The organism is Streptomyces sp. NPDC047081, assembly GCF_040643775.1.
Classification (GTDB): Bacteria; Actinomycetota; Actinomycetes; order Streptomycetales; family Streptomycetaceae; genus Streptomyces.
In genome coordinates this window covers 456,780-475,461 of the sequence record NZ_JBEYUY010000004.1, presented here as the reverse complement: position 1 = coordinate 475,461, position 18,682 = coordinate 456,780, and the positions used below count along the sequence as shown (strand labels likewise).

Here is an 18,682-nt window from a genome sequence, read left to right as displayed (position 1 = left end):
CTGCTTCTCGTGGACCTCGACCCGGAACTCGCCGCCCTCGCCCCGCTCGGCGGCTTCTTCGTACTACACACGGGCGGAGCGCCGAGTTCCGCTCTGTTGACGCTAGCGCGGGCCTACGAAAACCGACCCTCGGAGGTTTACGGAAATTCCATAACTTTCCGTACCGAAAAGGTCACGACGGCCCTGCGCGCCCCCGAGTTGCGCATCGGCGCCTCGGTCTTCCAGCAGGGACTCGCGGCCCGCCTCTGGTCGGTCACCCTGGGCTGCGCCGCCGCCTACGGACAGGTCCCCGACCTGAACCCGGAGCTGCTGCACTGGAACCCCGACGCGAGCGCCCCCGAGGACCTGTGGCTGTCCGAGGTCCGCCCGCTGCCCGCGGACCCGGCGACGATCGCGGACCTCGTCCTGCACGGCCACCTCGAACCGCTGGCCGCCGCCCTGCGCGCCCACTACCGCATCGCCCCCGGCCTCCTCCGGGGCAACGCGGCCTCCGCCCTCGTCGCCACCGCCCGCCGGCTGGGCGCCCCGCCGGCCGTCCGCGCCCTCACCGCCGCACTCCTCGCCCACCCCCTCCTCGCGGACACCGGCACCCTCACCGGCACGGCCTTCCGCCGCCGCAGCTGCTGTCTCTACTACCGGGTACCCGGCGGGGGAGTGTGCGGTGACTGTTGCTTCACACGACCGCCGCGCTCTTCCCCGCGCGCCGCATCTGGGTGACCATGTGGGGGACCAGCCGCTGAGAACAGGGGGTTCCGGGTGCGAGTGGGCCTGTTGACCCGGGAGTACCCGCCGGACGTGTACGGCGGCGCGGGCGTCCATGTCGAGTTCCTCGCCCGGGAGTTGGGCGACCTGGTCGACCTGGAGGTGCACTGCTGGGGCGAGGGCCGCGGAGTGGGCGTCGTACGCCACCGGCCCTGGGTCGCCCTCGACGCCGCCAACGACGCGCTGCGCACCTTCTCCGTGGACCTCGCCATGGCCGCCGGCCTCGAAGGCCGCGAGCTGATCCACTCGCACACCTGGTACGCCAACCTCGCCGGCCATCTCGGGAAGCTGCTGTACGGCATCCCGCACGTGATGACCGCCCACTCGCTGGAGCCGCTGCGCCCCTGGAAGGCCGAGCAACTCGGCGGCGGATACGCCCTGTCCAGCTGGGCCGAGCGCACCGCGATCGAGAGCGCCGACGCGGTGATCGCCGTCTCCGGTGCCATGCGCGAGGACATCCTCACCTGCTATCCGACGCTGGACTCCGCCAAGGTCCACGTCGTGCACAACGGCATCGACACCACCCTCTACCGCCCCGACCACGGCACCGACGTCCTGGACCGCATCGGACTGGACACCGACCGCCCCTACGTCCTGTTCGTGGGCCGCATCACCCGGCAGAAGGGCGTGCCCCACCTGCTCCGTGCCGTACGGGACATCGACCCGGCCGCGCAGGTCGTGCTGTGCGCGGGGGCGCCCGACACGCCGGAGATCGACCGGGAGTTCCGCGAGCTCTACCAGGAGCTGAGCCGCGTCCGCGAGGGCGTGCACTGGATCCCGCAGATGCTGCCCCGCCCCGAGGTGATCCAGCTCCTCACCCACGCGACCGCCTTCGTCTGCCCCTCGGTGTACGAACCCCTCGGCATCGTCAACCTGGAGGCGATGGCCTGCGGCACGCCCGTCGTCGCGTCCCGGGTCGGCGGCATCCCCGAAGTCGTCGACGACGGCAAGACGGGACTGCTCGTCGACGTGGACGACGAATTCGAGGCGCGCCTCGCGCGGGCGCTGGACGCGGTGATCGGCGATCCGGAGGCGGCGCGGCGGATGGGAGAAGCGGGGCGCGAGCGCGCGGTGGGAGAATTCGGCTGGGATGCCGTCGCCCGCCGTACGGTCCGGCTTTACGAGGAGATCCTCAAACAGGAATAGAACGGCAGGGAGTTCCTCGAACAGGCTTACACCGCCCTGGGCAGGGGCAAGCATGGATCAACCACGGTGAGGGGAGCGGCCATGCGTCGTGGCGGACCTTCGGTGCTCGGGATCGTCCTGGCGGGCGGAGAAGGCAAACGCCTGATGCCCCTGACCGCGGACCGGGCGAAACCAGCGGTCACCTTCGGCGGTACGTACCGCCTCGTCGACTTCGTTCTGTCCAACCTCGTCAACGGCGACATCCTGCGCATCTGCGTGCTCACGCAGTACAAGTCGCACTCGCTGGACCGGCACATCACCACCACCTGGCGGATGTCCAGCCTGCTCGGCAACTACGTCACCCCGGTCCCCGCCCAGCAGCGCCTCGGCAAGCGCTGGTACCTGGGCAGCGCCGACGCGATCCTGCAGTCGCTGAACCTGGTGCACGACGAGAGTCCCGAGTACGTCGTCGTCTTCGGCGCCGACCACGTGTACCGCATGGACCCGCGCCAGATGCTCGCCCAGCACATCGAGAGCGGCGCGGGCGTGACGGTGGCCGGCATCCGCGTCCCGCGCTCGGAGTCCTCCCAGTTCGGCGTGATCACGCCGGGCTCGGACGGCCTGACGGTCGAACGCTTCCTGGAGAAGCCCGCCGACCCGCCCGGCCTCGCGGACGACCCGGAGTGCGTGTTCGCCTCCATGGGCAACTACATCTTCACCACGAAGGCCCTGATCGAGGCGCTGCAGCGGGACGCCGAGGACGAGCACTCCGTGCACGACATGGGCGGCTCGATCCTGCCCCAGCTCACCGACCGCGGCGAGGCCCAGCTCTACGACTTCAGCGCCAACCACGTGCCCGGCGAGACCAACCGCGACCGCGGCTACTGGCGGGACGTCGGCACCCTCGACGCCTACTACGACGCCCACATGGACCTGATCGCCGAGCGCCCCGCCTTCAACCTCTACAACCGGCAGTGGCCCATCTACACCCACTCCAACCAGCTCTCCCCGGCCCGCTTCAACGCGGGCGGCATGGCCAGCGAGTCGATCATCAGCGCCGGCTGCCTGATCCGCGGCCAGGTCACCCGCTCGATCCTGTCCCCGGGCGTCCTGATCGACCCGGGCGCCGTGGTCCAGGGCTCGATCCTGCACGACAACGTCAAGATCGGCCGGGGCGCGGTGGTGCGCGGCGCGGTGCTGGACAAGAACGTCGAGGTGCCCCCGGGCGCCACGATCGGCGTCAACCCGGAACGGGACGCGGAGCTGTACACCGTCTCCAAGGGTGGCGTGATCGCGCTGGGCAAGGGACAGATCGTGTCCTAGCGGCTGACTCGTAGCGGCTGTCTCCTGGCGGCTGTCTCCTTGTGGCCGATCGACAGCCCCGGTGTGCTCCGGCGACCGGGGCTTTGTCATGTCCCTGGACGCGAAGCGGAATCCGTGTTGTCATGCCAACTGCTGTCCATGACAACGTTGTTATGGGAGGTTCCGTGCATTTGCGACGCCTCAGAGAACGACTCTCGTTACTGCTCGCCGTGGCGCTCGGCCTCGCCGGGCTCACCGCCGCCTCCACCGCCCACGCCGCCGACGACCCCGTCGAGATCCACGGCCTGAAGGGCGAGTACTACACCCAGTCCGCCCCCGGCGCCTTCGACTTCGACCGGCTCAAGGCCACCGGCTTCGACCCGAACCTCGACTTCGACAACTTGGAGCCGCGCCTCGCCTTCACCACCGGGCAGTCCGACGACGTCAGCGTCCGCTGGACCGGAAAGATCGTGCCGGAGAAGACCGGACCGCACACCTTCTCGATCATCGGCGACAACGGCTTCCGCCTGTGGATCGGCGGCCGGCTCGTCATCGACCACTGGGTCGACGACTGGGACCGCGAACAGACCGGCGAACCCGTCGACCTGACCGCCGGACAGGCCTACGACATCAAGGTCGAGTACTTCGAGCACTACGGCGGCTCCAACCTCCACCTGCGCTGGACCGAGCCGGGCGGCACCAAGGTGCCCGTCCCGCAGTCCGCGTTCCGCCTGCCCGACGGCTGGGACTACGACGGCGCGATCGCGACGACCGTCCTCGGTACGGGCCGTACCCTCAGGCTCGACTTCGCCCACCCCCTCACCGCGCCCCCGGCCGGCCTCACCGACCACCTCGTGGCGGTGATCGGCGGCGCCAAGTGGCCCTTGAAGAGCGCCCAGTCGGACCCCTCCGACGCCCGCGCCCTCCTCGTCTCCCTCGGCGAACCCGTCGTCGGCAACAAGACCGGCACCGCCCGCGGCACCGCCGACGTCCGCTACGACGGAAGCGGCGGCCTCACCGACGCCGACGGCAACGTTGTCAAGGCGTTCTGGAGCAGCGGCCCCAACCGCTCCACCTACGAGCTGCGCACCCAGTGGGCCGACCAGGTGGGCCCCGACAACGCCCTCCCGGAGTACCCGCGCCCCCAGCTCACCCGCACCGACTGGCGCAACCTGAACGGCCGTTGGCAGTTCGCGGCGGCCACGGCCGGCGAACAGCCCCCGGTCGGCAGGGACCTCGCCGAGCGCATCCTCGTGCCGTACCCCGTCGAGTCCCAGCTCTCCGGCCTCGAACGGCACGAGGACCGCATGTGGTACCGCCGCACCTTCACCGTCCCGGCCGACTGGAAGATCGGCTCCGGCAAGCGGCTGCGGCTCAACTTCGGCGCCGTCGACTGGCGTTCCGTGGTGTACGTCAACGGCACGAAGGTCACCGAACACCAGGGCGGCTACGACAAGTTCAGCGCCGACATCACCGACGCGCTGAAGCCCGGACGCACCCAGGAGCTGATCGTCGGGGTGTACGACCCGACCGACGCGGCCGACGGCGAGAACCCGCCCCTCGGCAAGCAGCGCCTCGACCCCAGCGGCATCTGGTACACGCCGACCTCGGGCATCTGGCAGACGGTCTGGATGGAGCCGGTCGCCCCCGACCACGTCGACTCCCTGAAGCTGACGCCCGATGTGGCCAAGAGCCAACTGACCGTCGAGGCAAGGGGAGTGCGAGACGGCGTACCGATCACGGCGACGGCGTACGACGGAAAGCGCAAGGTCGCCACGGCCCGCGGCCGCACCGGCGGAGCGCTGACCCTGACCCTCCACGACCCGCATCTGTGGTCGCCCGACGACCCCTTCCTCTACGACCTGAAGGTCACCGTCGGCGCCGATCACGTCGGCAGCTACTTCGGGATGCGCTCGATCGCCGTCGAGAAGGTGAACGGCGTTCCGCGCACGGTCCTCAACGGCAAGCCGGTCTTCATGATGGCCACCCTGGACCAGGGCTTCTGGCCCGACGGCCTCTACACCGCCCCGACCGACGAGGCTCTCGCCTACGACCTGAAGGTGCACAAGGAGCTCGGCTTCAACGCCGTGCGCAAGCACATCAAGGTCGAGCCGGACCGCTGGTTCTACTGGGCCGACCGGCTGGGGCTCATGGTGTGGCAGGACATGCCCGCGATGGCCGCCGGCGTCGATCCGAGCACCGCGGCCCGCGCCGAGTACGAGCGCGAGATGAAGCAGATGATCGACGAGCACATCAGCAGCCCGTCGGTCGTCATGTGGGTGACCTTCAACGAGGGCTGGGGCCAGTACGACATGGCCCGCGTCGCCGACCAGGCGAAGGCCTGGGACCCGACCCGCCTGGTCAACTCGATGTCCGGGCTCAACCTCGGGGCCGACGGCGGCACCGGCGACATCATGGACGAGCACGGCTATCCCAGCCCCGCCCTGCCACCGCACCCCGACGGCCGACGCGCCCTGGTCAGCGGCGAGTACGGCGGCCTCGGTCTCGCGGTCCCGGGACACGCGTGGTCCGTGCAGCAGTCGTACGTCGACGTCGACCCGGCGACCTACACCGACGACTACCTGACCAAGCTCGCCGAGGTGCGCGCCCTGGCCTGCAAGGGGAGCAACGGCGCTGTCTACACGCAGATCTCGGACGTCGAGGGTGAGCTGAACGGCCTCCTCACGTATGACCGGCGGGTGCTCAAGCCGGACGTCCAGCGTGTGCGCGCCGCCCAGCAGGCCCTGATCCGCGACGCTTCCCAGGCGGCTCCCGCGGGCTGCCCGACCCCCTGAACCCCGGAGGACTCCCGACATGAGACGGACCCGGCGCCTGCGCCTGCTCGTGGCCGGGGCGGTGGCAGCGTCCGCGCTGTTCGCCGTGCCCGCCACCGCGCAGGCCACCGAGCCGAAGGACGCTCAACTCACCGATCTGGTCAACCCGTTCATCGGCACCGAGAACGAGGGCAACACCTACCCCGGCGCCGCCGTGCCCTTCGGCATGGTGCAGTTCTCGCCGGACACCGGCCACAACACCGGCTACGACTACTCGCAGAACCACATCCGCGGGTTCTCGCTGGTCCATCTGTCCGGTGTCGGCTGCGGCCTCGGCGGCGACCTGCCCGTGCTGCCGACCACCGGTGACGTCACACAGACGGACTACGTCCAGTACGCGGCCGAGTTCGGCCACGACGACGAGACCGCGAGCCCCGGCTACTACCGGGTCGGCCTGAAGACCGGCATCGAGGCCGAACTGACCGCGACCGAGCGCACCGGCGTGCAGCGCTACACCTTCCCGGCCACGGACAAGGCCAACGTCCTGCTCAACGCGGCCCAGTCGCTGCACACCGGGGTCGCCACCAAGGTCGAGGTCCTCGACAACCGGACCGTGCGCACCGCCATCACCGGCCGCGGCTTCTGCCAGGACACCAAGCCGTACACCGTCTACACGATCACCCGCTTCGACCGCTCCTTCACCGCGTACGGCACCTGGGACGGCTCCACGGTGACCGCGGGCTCGAAGACCGGAGCCGGCGGCGCCTATGTCCGCTTCGACACGACGAAGGACCGTACCGTCGAGGCGACCACCGCCCTCTCGTACGTCGACGCGCACGGCGCGGCCGTCAACCTCCGCGCGGAGGGCGGCCGTTCCTTCGACGCTGTGCGCGACCGGGCCCGGCAGGCCTGGGAGGACCGGCTCGACGACGTGCGCGTGCAGGGCGGCGACGACAGCCTGCGGCGGACCTTCTACTCGTCCCTGTACCGGTCCTTCCTCGCGCCCAACATCGGCAGCGACGCCGACGGCCGCTACACCGGCTGGGACCAGAGGATCCACCGCACGGACGGCTTCACCTACTACCAGAACTGGTCCCTCTGGGACACCTACCGCACCCAGTCCCAGCTGCTGTCCCTGCTCGCGCCGCGCGAGGCCCGGGACATGGCGATCTCGGTGATCAGGATCTCCGAGGAGAGCGGCTGGCTGCCCAAGTGGGGCTACGGCACGGTCGAGACGAACATCATGACCGGCGACCCGGTGACCCCGTTCCTGACCAACGCCTACCAGCAGGGGCTGCTCAAGGGGTACGAGGAGCGGGCGTACCGGGCGCTGAAGCGGAACGCCGACGGGGTGCCGCCGGCCGACTCCCCGGCGGTGGGGCGGGAGGCGAACCAGGAGTACATCGCCGACGGGTTCGCGCCGTACGTCAAGGGCCGTCCGCATGTGAAGCCGGGCGACTCGGACTACGACCACGGGGCCTCGGCCACCCTGGAGTACGCCCTGTCCGACGCGATGCTCGCGCAGATGGCCCGCGACCTCGGGCACGACACGGACGCCGCCCGCTATGCCGCCCGCGCGCAGAGCTACCGGAACGTCTTCGACCCCTCCACCGGCTTCTTCCGCGCCCGCGACGCCTCCGGTGCCTTCACCGGACCGGCCGACCCGGCGCAGAGCGAGGGCTTCCACGAGGGCACGTCCTGGCAGTACCAGTGGCTGGTCCCGCAGGACCTGAGGGGCATGGTCGGCCTGATCGGCGGCGAGCAGGCCGCCAACGCCCGGCTCGACTCCTTCTTCGCCTACGACCAGCTGCTGGCCGACCCGGCGAAGACGGCGCGCGAGGTGTGGGTCAACGGGCCGTACGACTACTACAACGCCGACAAGTACAACCCGCAGAACGAGCCCGACCTGATCGCCCCGTACACCTATCTGTCCACCGGTCAGCCCTGGAAGACCACCGACGTCGTGCACGCGGCGCTGACCCTCTTCACGGACGCCCCGACCGGCATGACCGGCAACGACGACCTCGGCACCATGTCCGCCTGGAACGTGCTGTCGTCCATCGGGATCTTCCCGGTGCAGCCCGGCTACGACACCTGGGGCCTGTCCACACCGGTCTTCGACCGGGTCGACCTGACCCTCGACCGGCGGTACTACCCGCGCGGCGCCCTCACCGTCACCGCACCCGGCACCTCCGCCACCGACCGCTACATCCAGTCGGCCCGCACGGACGGGGCGGCGTACGACCGGACCTACCTGACGACGGGCGATCTGCGCTCCCTGCGCTCGCTCGCCTTCACGGTCGGCCCGCGCCCGTCGGAGTGGGGTACGTCACCGCAGGCGGCGCCGCCCGCACTGACGTGATCACTTGGGCCCCATGAGTCGCACCGAGTCCCGCCCCTTCCGAAAGGGGCGGGACTTAATCTGCTGTTAACTGTGCGTAGCTTGATCGTACTTGACCGTAATCGCGCCAGGGCGATTGACTGCTTGCCCACCCGTCGTCGACGCGAGGCAAGCCATTGACTTCTGACCTGCTCGCTCCTCTCGACCTGGCGTTCTGGAACATCGAGTCCGCCGAACACCCCATGCACCTCGGCGCACTCGGCGTCTTCTCGGCCCACTCGCCCACAGCGGGCGCCCACGCGGCCGACCTGCTGGCCTCCCGTGCCGCCGGGGTCCCGGGACTGCGGATGCGGATCCGGGACGTATGGCAGCCGTTCTCCTTCCGGCCGCTGGCCTTCGGCGGCGCCACCCGGGAGCCCGACCCCGACTTCGACCCGCTGCACCACGTCCGGCTGCACGCCCCGACCGCCGACTTCCACGCGGACGCGGGCCGGCTGATGGAGCGCCCGCTGGAGCGCGGCCGGCCGCCGTGGGAGGCGCATGTGCTGCCCGGGGAGGACGGGGTCTCCTTCGCGGTGCTGTTCAAGTTCCACCACGCCCTGGCCGACGGGCTGCGCGCGCTGACGCTCGCCGCCGCGGTCATGGACCCGATGGACCTGCCGGAGCGCAAGCCGCGCCCGGCGGAGCCCAAGCGCGGACTGCTGCCCGACGTGCGCAAGCTGCCGGGGCTGGTGCGGGGCGCCGTGTCCGACGTGGGCCGGGCCCTCGACATCGGCGCCTCCCTGGCCGTGTCCAGCCTGGGCCTACGCTCCTCGGCAGCGCTCACCGCCGAGCCCACCGGCACCCGCCGTACCGCCGGTGTGGTCGTCGACCTCGACGACGTGCACCGCATCCGCAAGTCCGAGGGCGGCACCGTCAACGACGTCCTGATCGCGGTCGTCGCGGGCGCCCTGCGCCGCTGGCTGGACGAGCGCGGCGACGGCAGCGAGGGCGTCCGCCCGCGCGCCCTGATCCCCGTCTCCAAGCGCCGCCCGCGCACCGCCACGCCCCAGGGCAACCGTCTCTCCGGCTACCTGATACGGCTCCCGGTCGACGACCCCGACCCGCTGGCCCGCCTCGACACGGTCCGCGAGGCCATGGACCGCAACAAGGACGCCGGGCCCAACCGGGGCGCCGGTGCCGTCGCCCTGCTCGCCGACCACGTGCCGCCGCTCGCGCACCGGCTCGGCGGACCGCTGGCCGGCCAGGCCGCCCGGCTCTGGTTCGACATCCTGGTCACCAGCGTCCCGCTGCCCGGCATCGGCCTGAAGCTCGGCGGCAACCCGGTCACCGAGGTCTATCCGCTCGCCCCGCTGGCACGCGGCCAGGCCCTCGCGGTGGCCGTCTCCACCTACCGCGGACACGTCCACTACGGCCTCGTCGCCGACGCCAAGGCCGTACCGGACCTGGACAGGCTGGCCGCCGCGCTGAGCGCGGAGGTGGAGACGCTGATCACGGCCTGCGGCTCCTGATCACGGCCGTATTTGGAGGACCGGGCAGGCGCTCCGTAAAATTCGCGTTTCGACAGCGGGTGCGATCGGAGCGCCGCTCGGGTGATCAGGGAAACGGCAGCGCGATGACGGTGACAGAGGAAGGCCCCGCGACCACGGACGAGGTCGTGTACGGGCCCGGCATCGACCCGGAGCGGCTGGCCGTCTGCCTGAGCGTGCTCGAAGAACTCGACAAGCTGGAGGTCGACCACCCGGACGCGATCGCCGTGCGCCGCGCCACCGCCGGTGTCTACCGCACGGTCAAGCAGCGCCGCCGCCAGGAGCGCCGGGCCGCCAAGACCGCCCACGACAAGGCGGTCACCGAGGCCACCGCCACCGGCTCCGCCCAGCGCATCGACGACGAGACCGAGGGCCTGCTGCCGTCGTCGGCGACGGAGGAGGGGCGGATCGCGGGGATACTCCAGCGCCCGCGCTCCTGCTACACCTGCAAGACCCGGTACGTGGAAGTCGACTACTTCTACCACCAGCTCTGTCCGGACTGCGCCCGCCTGAACCGCGACAAGCGCGACGCCCGCGCCGACCTCACCGGCAAGCGCGCCCTGCTGACCGGCGGCCGCGCCAAGATCGGCATGTACATCGCGCTCCGCCTGCTGCGCGACGGCGCGCACACCACGATCACCACGCGCTTCCCGAAGGACGCCATCCGCCGCTTCAAGGCCATGGACGACTCCGCGGACTGGATCCACCGTCTGGAGGTCGTCGGCATCGACCTGCGCGACCCGGCCCAGGCCGTGGCCCTCGCCGAGCAGGTCGCCGCGGCGGGCCCGCTGGACATCCTGATCAACAACGCGACCCAGACCGTACGCCGCCTGCCGTCCGCGTACGCCGCCCTGGTCGACGGCGAGAGCGCCCCGCTGCCCGCCGGCGAGCTGCCCGCCCACCACGTCATCGGCGCCTTCAACTCCGGCGCGGTCGACGGCCTGACCGCACTGCCCGTGGGCACCAGCGGCCTGGACGCCCAGAAGGTCGCCGACCTGGCCCTGGTCGCGGGCAACGCCAGCGTCGCCCGGCACCTGGACGGCACCGCGATCGACGCGGGCGGTCTGGTCCCCGACGTCGTCGACAGCAACACCTGGGTGCAGACCATCGACCAGATCTCCCCGGTCGAGCTGCTGGAGACCCAGCTGTGCAACTACACCTCGCCGTTCATCCTGATCAGCGCCCTGCGCCCGGTCATGGCGGACGCGGCGCGGAGGGCGGCCGCGGGGCGCGCCTACGTCGTGAACGTCTCGGCGATGGAGGGCGTCTTCGGCCGCGGCTACAAGGGCGCGGGGCACCCGAACACCAACGCCGCCAAGGCCGCCATGAACATGGTCACCCGGACCAGCGCCCAGGAGATGTTCCAGAGCGACGGCATCCTCATGACCTCGGTCGACACCGGCTGGATCACCGACGAGCGCCCGCACTACGACAAGCTGCGCCTGGCCGAGGAGGGCTTCCACGCCCCGCTCGACCTGGTCGACGGGGCCGCCCGGGTTTACGATCCGATTGTGCGCGGCGAGCAGGGCGAGGACCTGTACGGCGTCTTCCTGAAGGACTACGCGCCCGGCAAGTGGTGATCCACCGGCCGTGACGTGTGTGCCCCGGCGCCGGTCGGGAACCCGGGCCCTGGTGAGTACCGCGCCAGGGAGTGTGACCATGAGCAGTCCGCACGGAATCGATCCGCGAGCGCAGAACGACCCGCGCAATCGCTACCCGACCGACGACGAGTTCTATGGCAGCGACCGCCCCGACCACGCCGTACTGCCGGAGGACCGCCCGCGCGGCGGCGGGGGCACGCGTGAGGTGAAGCACCGCGGCACGTGGGCCACGGTCGCGCTCGTAGCCGGCATCATCCTGCTGATCCTCCTCGGGATCGCACTGTTCCCGTGAGGGAGCCACAGCCACCGTCATGAGCGAGGTGGTGCGTATGAGCGAAGGCGGTCGTGGACGGCGTACTCCCGCGCGGAGTGCGCCGTCCTCACGCGTGTGCCCCCGTCCACCAGCAGATCAGCGCCGGTGATCCACTCCGCCGCGTCCGAGGCCAGCCACGCCACGGCCCGCGCCACGTCGTCCGGCTCCCCGATCCGCCCGAGCGGCAGCCCGGCGGCGAGCTGCTCCTCGCCCGCCTCCCACACGAACCGCGCCATCTCGGTGCGCACGAGCCCGGGGGAGACGGAGTTGACCCGCACCTTCGGCGCGAGCTCGCCCGCGAGCTGCCGGGTCAGATGCAGCAGGGCCGCCTTGCTGGTGCCGTAGGCCCCCACATTCGGCCCGACATGCCCGGCCCCCTCGGTGCAGATGTTGACGACCGACCCGCCGTGCTTCCGCATCCAGCCGCGCCACGCCCCCTGGACCAGCCGCAGCGCCGCCTCGACGTTCACCATGAAGGCCTCCCGCCAGGCCTCCGGGTCCGCGTCCATGAGCGGCCCGTACGGCTGGTTGGTCGCCGCGTTGTTGACCAGGACGTCGATGCGCCCGAACTCGCCGAGCGCGACCTCGACGACCTCCCGCAGATGTTCCGGATCGGCGACGCTCCCGCTCACCCCGATCCCGCCCAGCTCGGCGGCCGTGCGCCGTACCTCGTCCGCGTCCCGCGCGGTCACGCACACCTGAGCCCCGGCGGAGGCCAGCCGCTCGGCCACCGCCCGCCCGATCCCGCGCGTCGCCCCGGTGACGACGGCGGCCCTGCCTTCCAGCCCGTACGACGACGTCATCGCCGTACCGTCTCATGACGGACCGTCAGTCGACAGCCCCGAGACGGGAGTTCCGGGCCGCGACGAGTTCCAGGACCGTGCGCCAGTCCTCCAGGACCCCGGCGTCGAAGCCGGCGGTCCGGCTCTCCTCGTCCGCGAGCCTGAGGCGCAGCAGGTCGTCCTCGGCGGCCGAGCCGTGCCGGCGTACGAGGCGGTAGACGCGCTCGCCGAGCAGGGGCCGTACGGCCTCGGCGGCGCACTCGGCCCGGCGGGACTCGTCGCCCGGGGAGATCACCTGCCCGATGTCGTGCACCAGGCCCGCCACCTGGAGTTCCTTGTCGGCGGGCCGGCTGCGGCGCAGCAGCGCGGCGGTCCGCAGCGCGTGCTGATGCCGGCAGGCGTACAGCAGATCCATCAGCTCTTCGACACTGCGCAGCTCCATGCGTCAGTCCTCCCGCCGGACAAGCCGTTGCCGTCCGCCAGCAGATCATGGCCGGCTTTCGATTCGGCCAACGGGAACTGAACTGCGTGGCCACTTCGGTGCGGTCCGTGATCGTCGAGGTGCTAAGGATGTTCGAGGTGCAGGCCCGTCACGGCGGAGAAGCAGTGCATGCCCTCGGCGCGGAGCCCGACGCGCAGGCACGCACCCTTGGGGTGGGTGGGGCGGCCGGGGAGGCGGACCACGACGTCGCCGAGGCCGTCGCCGGACCGCGCGCTCGCGTGGACGTACACGACGGCTCCCGTGTCCTCGACCGTCTCGACCACCAGGTCGAGGGCCGGTGTCGTACGGTCCTGCGGCGGCAGCACCTCGAACTGCTCCGGGCGGACGCCGAGCACGATCTCCGCGGAGCGCTCGGCCGTGGCCGCCCGCAGGGTGCCCCGGGGCAGCGGGACGTCGAGGGTGCCGAGGCGGACGCCGTCGGCGGACAACGGCAGCCGGAACAGGTTCATCGCGGGCGAGCCGATGAAGCCGCCCACGAAGGTGTTGGCGGGGTGCGCGAAGACCTCCCGCGGTCGGCCCACCTGCTGCAGCACGCCGTCCTTGAGCACGGCGAGCCGGTCGCCCATGGCCATCGCCTCGGTCTGGTCGTGGGTGACGTACACGGTGGTGATGCCGAGGTGGTGCTGCATCCGCACGATCTGCGCGCGGGTCTCCACCCTCAGCCGGGCGTCGAGGTTCGACAACGGCTCGTCCATCAGATAGGCCCGTGGATCCCGGACCAGCGCCCGCCCCATCGCCACCCGCTGCTGCTCGCCGCCCGACAGCGACCTGGGCCTGCGCCCCAGATAGTCCTCGATGTCCAGTACGGAGGCGGCGAACTGCACTCGCTGCCGGGCCCGTTGCCGGGGCATGCGGGCGATCTTGAGTGCGAAGCCGATGTTGTCGGCAGCCGACAAATGCGGGTACAGCGCGTAGTTCTGGAACACCATCGCCACGTCACGCTCCCGCGGCGGAAGATGGGTGACGTCCCGGACACCGATGTGGATCGACCCCGAGTCGACCGCCTCGAGTCCGGCGAGCAGGCGAAGGCAGGTGGACTTTCCGCAGCCGGAAGGTCCGAGCAGCACCATGAACTCGCCGTCCTCGATGTCGAGGTCGAGCGAGTCGACGGCAGGCCGGCCGCCCGACGCGAAGCGCCGGGTGACCTTCTCGAAGGTGACGGACGCCATGACAGCCCCCTCCCGGACGGGTCCTCGAACCCAGAGTGGAACGGCTGTTGCCGTTCGGCACGCCTCTAGCCCGAACGAGTGACAGGAGACAGGGATGAAACGGGGCGACTCAAGACAGTAACCCCGAGTTTTCAGCCCCATAGAGCGGGGGCCCGCTCATTTGGTTAATCTGGAGCCGACGGACAGCACCACCGGGTCCCACCCACACCCACGTCCGTCCCGGGGCAGGCCGGTCGACAACCGTCTGCTCTGCAGGAGTTACCGGCGCCACCGCGTCCGAACTGCTTTCGACTGATACCCGAGGGGGCGTCAGGCGCCGGACCGCAGAGTGGCCGGCACGCCCCGAGGGTGACCCGACACATAAGGAGTGCGCGGTGACACCGGAGAAGACGAATCGCGAACAGCGCCCGAAGGAACGCACGGAGCGCGCCGGCCGACGGTCGGACGAACTCGGCAGCCTGGAAGTCTGGGCCCACGCGGCCCCCATCCGTCTGGCGGGCTACGAGGACGACCTCGCCGAGCCCCACATCCTGCCCAGCGTCGACTGACACCGGCCCCGCGGGAAATTCGCGATCGCCGACCGCATGGGCGTGCGAGACTCACGCCCATGCAGATCAGAGAAGCCGCGGCCGAGGACTGGCCGCGGATCTGGCCTTTCTGGCACCGCATCGTCGCCGCCGGTGAGACCTACGCATGGGACCGGGACACCTCCGAGGAGGCGGCCCGGTCCCTGTGGATGAGCCCGGCCAAGCGCGTGTACGTCGTCGAGGACGAGACCGGCACGCTCGTCGCCTCGGCCTTCGTCACCCCGAACTACGGCGGACCCGGCGCCCGCATCGCCAACGCGGGCTTCATGGTCGACCCGGACCACGCCGGCCGCGGCATCGGCCGCGCCCTCGCCGAACACGTCCTGTCCGCCGCCCGGGCCGACGGCTACCGGGGAATGGTGTTCAACGCGGTCGTGGAGACCAACCCGGCGCTGAAACTGTGGCTGTCCCTGGGGTTCACGATCCTGGGCACGGTCCCCGAGGCCTTCGAGCACCCACGGCACGGGCTGGTGGGGCTGCACATCATGTACCGCGCGCTGGACTGAGTACGCCTACTCATGCCGGCCCGCGTCCGGCCGGGGACGATGGGCCCTGTCGACGTACGGACGGGGGCGGGCGTATGGGCAGGTTCCTGGCAGCGGTGGCGGCCGTCGGAGCGGCTGCCGCGGCGCTGATCCTCGCGTATGTGGCGGGGGCATCGACTGCCGTGGTGTTCGCCGTCGGGGCGGGCGTGCTGAGCCTGTTCTGGCTGCTGGTGCTGCTCACGCTGCCCTGGAACCTGTACTTCCGTGCGCACGCCGTGCTCGCCGAGATCGCGGTGAGCCGGGAGAAGGGCATCGAGGTCCCGAAGGCCCGGGACGCCGAGGCCGCGTGCATCGCCCGCATGATGCTTCGCGTGGCGGTCGCGGGCCACGTCCTGACGGCGGCGCTCGTGGTCGCGGTCACCTGGGCGACGGGCGAGTTCACGGGGTACTGGTTCGCCGCCTTCTTCCTGCTGAGCACGTTCTTCCGGCCGGCCGGCGCCTACTTCGGCCAGCTCCGGCGCCGCCTCGGCACCCTCCTGAAGGACGTCACACACCCCCGGGACGACGTCGTCGAGCTGCACTCCCGGCTGGACCGCGCCGAGTCCGGCACACGGGTCCTGGAGGAGAAGGCGGAGGAGCAGTACCGGGCCCTCGCCGAGCTGCGCCGCACGGTGGACGCCCTGACCATGAGCACCTACGAGCGGGCCGAGGACGCCGACCGCAGGATCGCCGCGCTGGGCAGGGAGTTCGAATCCACGGTGAACCGCCTCACCGACAACCAGGAGATCATCGCGGGCGTGAAGGCGTTCCTCCGCCTGCTCCGCTCGCCGGACGCGGCCGACGGCGCCCGGGCCCAGAAGGCGATGTGAGCCAAGCCGACGACCCTGACCCTCACGGGCGACGGTCGGCTCAGCGAGACGGTGTTCGAGGGTGCCGCGACCTGGGATCTGCACCACATGCTCGGATCCACACTCCAGGAGACCAGCCGCCCCGAGGACGACCACCCCCTGTGGGGCGGCCCGTAGGCGCGGCCTTCGGACACCTCGGACGGTTCTAGTCCTTGCGCCCCGTCGCCGCCACCGTCACGCCCAGGCCGATCATGGTCAGGCCGCCGATGCCGCCGACCATCGACAGGCGGCGCGGGGAGCGGGCGAACCAGTCGCGGGCCGTGGACGCGGCCAGGCCCCAGACGCTGTCCGAGGCGATCGCGATCGCGTTGAAGACGAGGCCCAGCAGCAGCATCTGCAGCGTGACATGGCCCCGGTCCCGGTCGACGAACTGCGGCAGCACGGCCGCGAAGAACACGATGGTCTTGGGGTTGGAGACGCCGACCGCGAACCCCTCCCAGAAGGTGCGCAGCGGGCTGTGCGCCACCCGGTCACCCGTGAACACGGCCCGCAGCGAGCCGCGTTCACGCCACGCCCTGACGCCCAGGTACACCAGATAGCAGGCGCCGGCCAGCTTGAGCACCGTGTACACGAGGACCGACCGCTCCACCACGGACCCGACCCCGACCGCCACCGCCACCACCAGCAGATAGGCGCCGAGGGTGTTGCCGACCACGGTCATCAGCGCGGCCCGGCGGCCCTGCGCGAGCGCCCGGCCGATCACGAACAGCACGCTCGGGCCGGGTATCACGATCAGCAGGAAGGACAGCGCCGCGAAGGCGAGCAGTCGGTCGGTGGACATCATGCGGTCCATGACAGCACGGGGAGGGGCAGGGCTTCAGCCCAATTTTCCCGTGCCCGTCAGCCTTCCTCCAGCGGAGCCGTCCGCTGCCACGGATGCAGCTTCTCCAGCTGCCCCGCCAGCTCCAGCAGCAGCGCCTCCGAACCGGGCCGCCCCACCAGCTGCACGGCGGTCGGGGCGCCCGAGGGCAGGCTGCCGAAGGGGACGGCCATCGCCGGCCAGCCGGTGAGGTTCCACGGCGGGGTCAGCGGCGAGTAGTTCGTGTTGATCAGGATGTTGCGCAGCCAGCCCCGCTCGTGCCAGTCCACCGACGCGGGGGAGCGGCGCGCGAGCGCGGGCGTGAGCAGGACGTCGTACGAGGAGAAGAACTCCTCCATACGGCTGCGCAGCCGGTCCCTGCTGTCGCCGGTGCGGACGCTGTTCACGAAGCGGCGGCCGACGGCCGCGTGCACCCGGGTGCGCCGGGTCAGCAGGCGCGGATCGAGGCCCTGCGCGTCCACCGCCGTGCCCGCAGTCCAGTGCATGAGGGACGTCGTGCTCAGCGAGGCCGGGTACGGCGGGTCGGCCCGGCGGACCTGGTGGCCGGCCTTGATCAGGACGCCGGCGGCGTCGCGGGCCGCCGTGGCGTAGGGCTTGCTGATGGTGACGCCGAACAGCGGGCTGCGCACCGAGACGGCGATCCTTCGCATGCCGGGCTCGGCCGGCCGCAGCGCCTCGGGGCCCTCGTCGGCGAGGACCGACAGCAGCAGCCGGGCGTCCTCGACCGTCGTCGCGAGCGGCCCGTTCTCGGACATGCCGAACCAGTCGCCCTCCCCGATGCCCGCGGGCACCACCCCGCGCCCCGGCTTGATGGTGACCAGACCGCAGTTGGCGGCCGGGATGCGCAGCGAGCCCATCCCGTCGTTGCCGAGCGCGATCGGCACCATTCCGGCGGCGACCGCGGCCGCGCTGCCGCCGGAGGAGCCGCCCGCCGTGCGGGACAGGTCCCACGGGTTACGGGCGTTCCCGTGCACGCCCTCGGTGGTGCCGAAGACACACAGCTCGGGCACGTTGGTCAGCCCCACGACCACCGCGCCAGCGGCCCGCAGCCGGGCCACCGTGACATGGTCCTCGGCGGCGGGCGTGTCCGGCGTCGCCGCCGAGCCGACCCGGGTGGACTCGCCGCGCACCGCGAGGTTGTCCTTGACTGCCACCGGCACACCGGCCAGCGGCAGCTCGGCCAGATCGCCGCGCGAGCCCACCTCGTCCGCCTCGGCGAGCGCCGCCTCCGCTCGCACCACCCGGAACGCCCCGACCCGTCCGTCGAGCCGCCCGATCCGGTCGAGGTGCTCGGCCACCACCTCCCGGGGCGTGGCCCGCTTCTCCTGTACGGCGGCGGCGATCTCGGCGGCGGTCCGGCCGACCCAGCTGGTCACGGGCGCTCCTCGGGGGTGCGGAACGAAGGCTTACTCGTCAGTACAACGGCACTACGAGCAGCACTCTGCCCCGGCGCGCGCCCCACGTCGAGAGCATCCGCTCTTGGACATTCGGACCGCTGTTGTTGGACTTTTGGAGGGGTGCAAGTCGGCCACCGCGCGCTGCCCCGCAGGTCATCCGATCACTCGCTCAACTCCCGTCCGATCGTGCCCCATTGACAGGCCTCTGAGCTCGCCCAATCATCAAACCTCCGATGAATTGGGAGCCGCTCATGAGGGTGAGTCCGTATCCAAGACGTCAGGTCC

At 71.2% G+C, this 18,682-nt stretch carries 16 protein-coding genes; 11 read left to right on the top strand and 5 right to left on the bottom strand.

Annotated elements, in window-relative coordinates:
- Positions 1-9 precede the first annotated feature (9 nt).
- The 8 genes from ABZ848_RS10575 to ABZ848_RS10540 all read left to right on the top strand — a co-directional run bounded on the left by ABZ848_RS10575 (position 10) and on the right by ABZ848_RS10540 (position 11,726).
- Positions 10-717: a (2Fe-2S)-binding protein gene (locus ABZ848_RS10575; RefSeq protein ID WP_360828515.1), complete on the top strand. Its 708-nt coding sequence runs from the start codon at positions 10-12 to the stop codon at positions 715-717.
- 39 nt (positions 718-756) lie between these two features.
- Positions 757-1,908: a glycogen synthase gene (glgA, locus tag ABZ848_RS10570; protein ID WP_360828512.1), complete on the top strand. Its 1,152-nt coding sequence runs from the start codon at positions 757-759 to the stop codon at positions 1,906-1,908.
- 81 nt (positions 1,909-1,989) lie between these two features.
- Positions 1,990-3,210 carry a glucose-1-phosphate adenylyltransferase gene (gene glgC, locus ABZ848_RS10565; RefSeq protein WP_360828508.1) on the top strand — a complete coding sequence of 407 codons (1,221 nt, stop codon included), beginning with the start codon at positions 1,990-1,992 and terminating at the stop codon, positions 3,208-3,210.
- Between the two features lie 164 nt (positions 3,211-3,374).
- Positions 3,375-5,984 (top strand): PA14 domain-containing protein, encoded by a 2,610-nt coding sequence (locus ABZ848_RS10560; RefSeq protein ID WP_360828505.1) that lies wholly within the window; start codon positions 3,375-3,377, stop codon positions 5,982-5,984.
- 19 nt (positions 5,985-6,003) lie between these two features.
- Complete coding sequence (locus tag ABZ848_RS10555) at positions 6,004-8,325, top strand: GH92 family glycosyl hydrolase (protein WP_360828502.1); 2,322 nt, start codon at positions 6,004-6,006, stop codon at positions 8,323-8,325.
- A 155-nt stretch (positions 8,326-8,480) separates the two neighbouring features.
- Positions 8,481-9,815, top strand: coding sequence for a wax ester/triacylglycerol synthase family O-acyltransferase (locus ABZ848_RS10550; protein WP_360828499.1), 1,335 nt, complete (start codon positions 8,481-8,483; stop codon positions 9,813-9,815).
- 104 nt (positions 9,816-9,919) lie between these two features.
- A complete protein-coding gene (locus tag ABZ848_RS10545) occupies positions 9,920-11,413 on the top strand; it encodes an SDR family NAD(P)-dependent oxidoreductase (protein ID WP_360828496.1) in 1,494 nt (497 codons plus the stop codon).
- Positions 11,414-11,492: 79 nt separating this feature from the next.
- Complete coding sequence (locus ABZ848_RS10540; protein WP_360828493.1) at positions 11,493-11,726, top strand: hypothetical protein; 234 nt, start codon at positions 11,493-11,495, stop codon at positions 11,724-11,726.
- Positions 11,727-11,743: 17 nt separating this feature from the next.
- On the opposite strand, the gene ABZ848_RS10535 is transcribed toward ABZ848_RS10540, so the two are convergent.
- From ABZ848_RS10535 to ABZ848_RS10525, 3 genes are all read right to left on the bottom strand, one after another.
- Positions 11,744-12,550, bottom strand: a complete 807-nt coding sequence (locus ABZ848_RS10535) for an SDR family oxidoreductase (RefSeq protein ID WP_360828490.1) — start codon at positions 12,548-12,550, stop codon at positions 11,744-11,746.
- Positions 12,551-12,575: 25 nt separating this feature from the next.
- Positions 12,576-12,971, bottom strand: a complete 396-nt coding sequence (locus ABZ848_RS10530) for an HD domain-containing protein (RefSeq protein WP_360828487.1) — start codon at positions 12,969-12,971, stop codon at positions 12,576-12,578.
- A 122-nt stretch (positions 12,972-13,093) separates the two neighbouring features.
- Positions 13,094-14,200: an ATP-binding cassette domain-containing protein gene (locus ABZ848_RS10525; RefSeq protein ID WP_360828484.1), complete on the bottom strand. Its 1,107-nt coding sequence runs from the start codon at positions 14,198-14,200 to the stop codon at positions 13,094-13,096.
- A 374-nt stretch (positions 14,201-14,574) separates the two neighbouring features.
- On the opposite strand from ABZ848_RS10525, the gene ABZ848_RS10520 reads away from it, so the two are divergent.
- The 3 genes from ABZ848_RS10520 to ABZ848_RS10510 all read left to right on the top strand — a co-directional run bounded on the left by ABZ848_RS10520 (position 14,575) and on the right by ABZ848_RS10510 (position 16,141).
- The gene (locus ABZ848_RS10520; RefSeq protein ID WP_242776315.1) at positions 14,575-14,748 is read left to right on the top strand and encodes a hypothetical protein; all 174 of its coding nucleotides are present in this window, start codon (positions 14,575-14,577) and stop codon (positions 14,746-14,748) included.
- Positions 14,749-14,807: 59 nt separating this feature from the next.
- Complete coding sequence (locus ABZ848_RS10515) at positions 14,808-15,293, top strand: GNAT family N-acetyltransferase (protein ID WP_360828480.1); 486 nt, start codon at positions 14,808-14,810, stop codon at positions 15,291-15,293.
- 74 nt (positions 15,294-15,367) lie between these two features.
- The gene (locus ABZ848_RS10510) at positions 15,368-16,141 is read left to right on the top strand and encodes a hypothetical protein (protein ID WP_360828477.1); all 774 of its coding nucleotides are present in this window, start codon (positions 15,368-15,370) and stop codon (positions 16,139-16,141) included.
- Positions 16,142-16,325: 184 nt separating this feature from the next.
- Here the strand turns inward: ABZ848_RS10510 and ABZ848_RS10505 are convergent, their stop codons facing one another.
- Positions 16,326-16,973, bottom strand: a complete 648-nt coding sequence (locus ABZ848_RS10505) for a LysE family translocator (RefSeq protein ID WP_360828474.1) — start codon at positions 16,971-16,973, stop codon at positions 16,326-16,328.
- Between the two features lie 47 nt (positions 16,974-17,020).
- A complete protein-coding gene (locus ABZ848_RS10500) occupies positions 17,021-18,376 on the bottom strand; it encodes an amidase family protein (protein ID WP_360828471.1) in 1,356 nt (451 codons plus the stop codon).
- Between the last annotated feature and the right edge of the window lie 306 nt (positions 18,377-18,682).

Excerpts from the sequence above, each read along its gene's own strand:
- glgC (WP_360828508.1), top strand. The coding sequence starts at position 1,990 with ATGCGTCGTGGCGGACCTTCGGTGCTCGGGATCGTCCTGGCGGGCGGA.
- ABZ848_RS10555 (WP_360828502.1), top strand. The coding sequence starts at position 6,004 with ATGAGACGGACCCGGCGCCTGCGCCTGCTCGTGGCCGGGGCGGTGGCA.
- ABZ848_RS10545 (WP_360828496.1), top strand. The coding sequence starts at position 9,920 with ATGACGGTGACAGAGGAAGGCCCCGCGACCACGGACGAGGTCGTGTAC.
- ABZ848_RS10540 (WP_360828493.1), top strand. The coding sequence starts at position 11,493 with ATGAGCAGTCCGCACGGAATCGATCCGCGAGCGCAGAACGACCCGCGC.
- ABZ848_RS10535 (WP_360828490.1), bottom strand. The coding sequence starts at position 12,550 with ATGACGTCGTCGTACGGGCTGGAAGGCAGGGCCGCCGTCGTCACCGGG.
- ABZ848_RS10530 (WP_360828487.1), bottom strand. The coding sequence starts at position 12,971 with ATGGAGCTGCGCAGTGTCGAAGAGCTGATGGATCTGCTGTACGCCTGC.
- ABZ848_RS10525 (WP_360828484.1), bottom strand. The coding sequence starts at position 14,200 with ATGGCGTCCGTCACCTTCGAGAAGGTCACCCGGCGCTTCGCGTCGGGC.
- ABZ848_RS10515 (WP_360828480.1), top strand. The coding sequence starts at position 14,808 with ATGCAGATCAGAGAAGCCGCGGCCGAGGACTGGCCGCGGATCTGGCCT.
- ABZ848_RS10510 (WP_360828477.1), top strand. The coding sequence starts at position 15,368 with ATGGGCAGGTTCCTGGCAGCGGTGGCGGCCGTCGGAGCGGCTGCCGCG.
- ABZ848_RS10505 (WP_360828474.1), bottom strand. The coding sequence starts at position 16,973 with ATGGACCGCATGATGTCCACCGACCGACTGCTCGCCTTCGCGGCGCTG.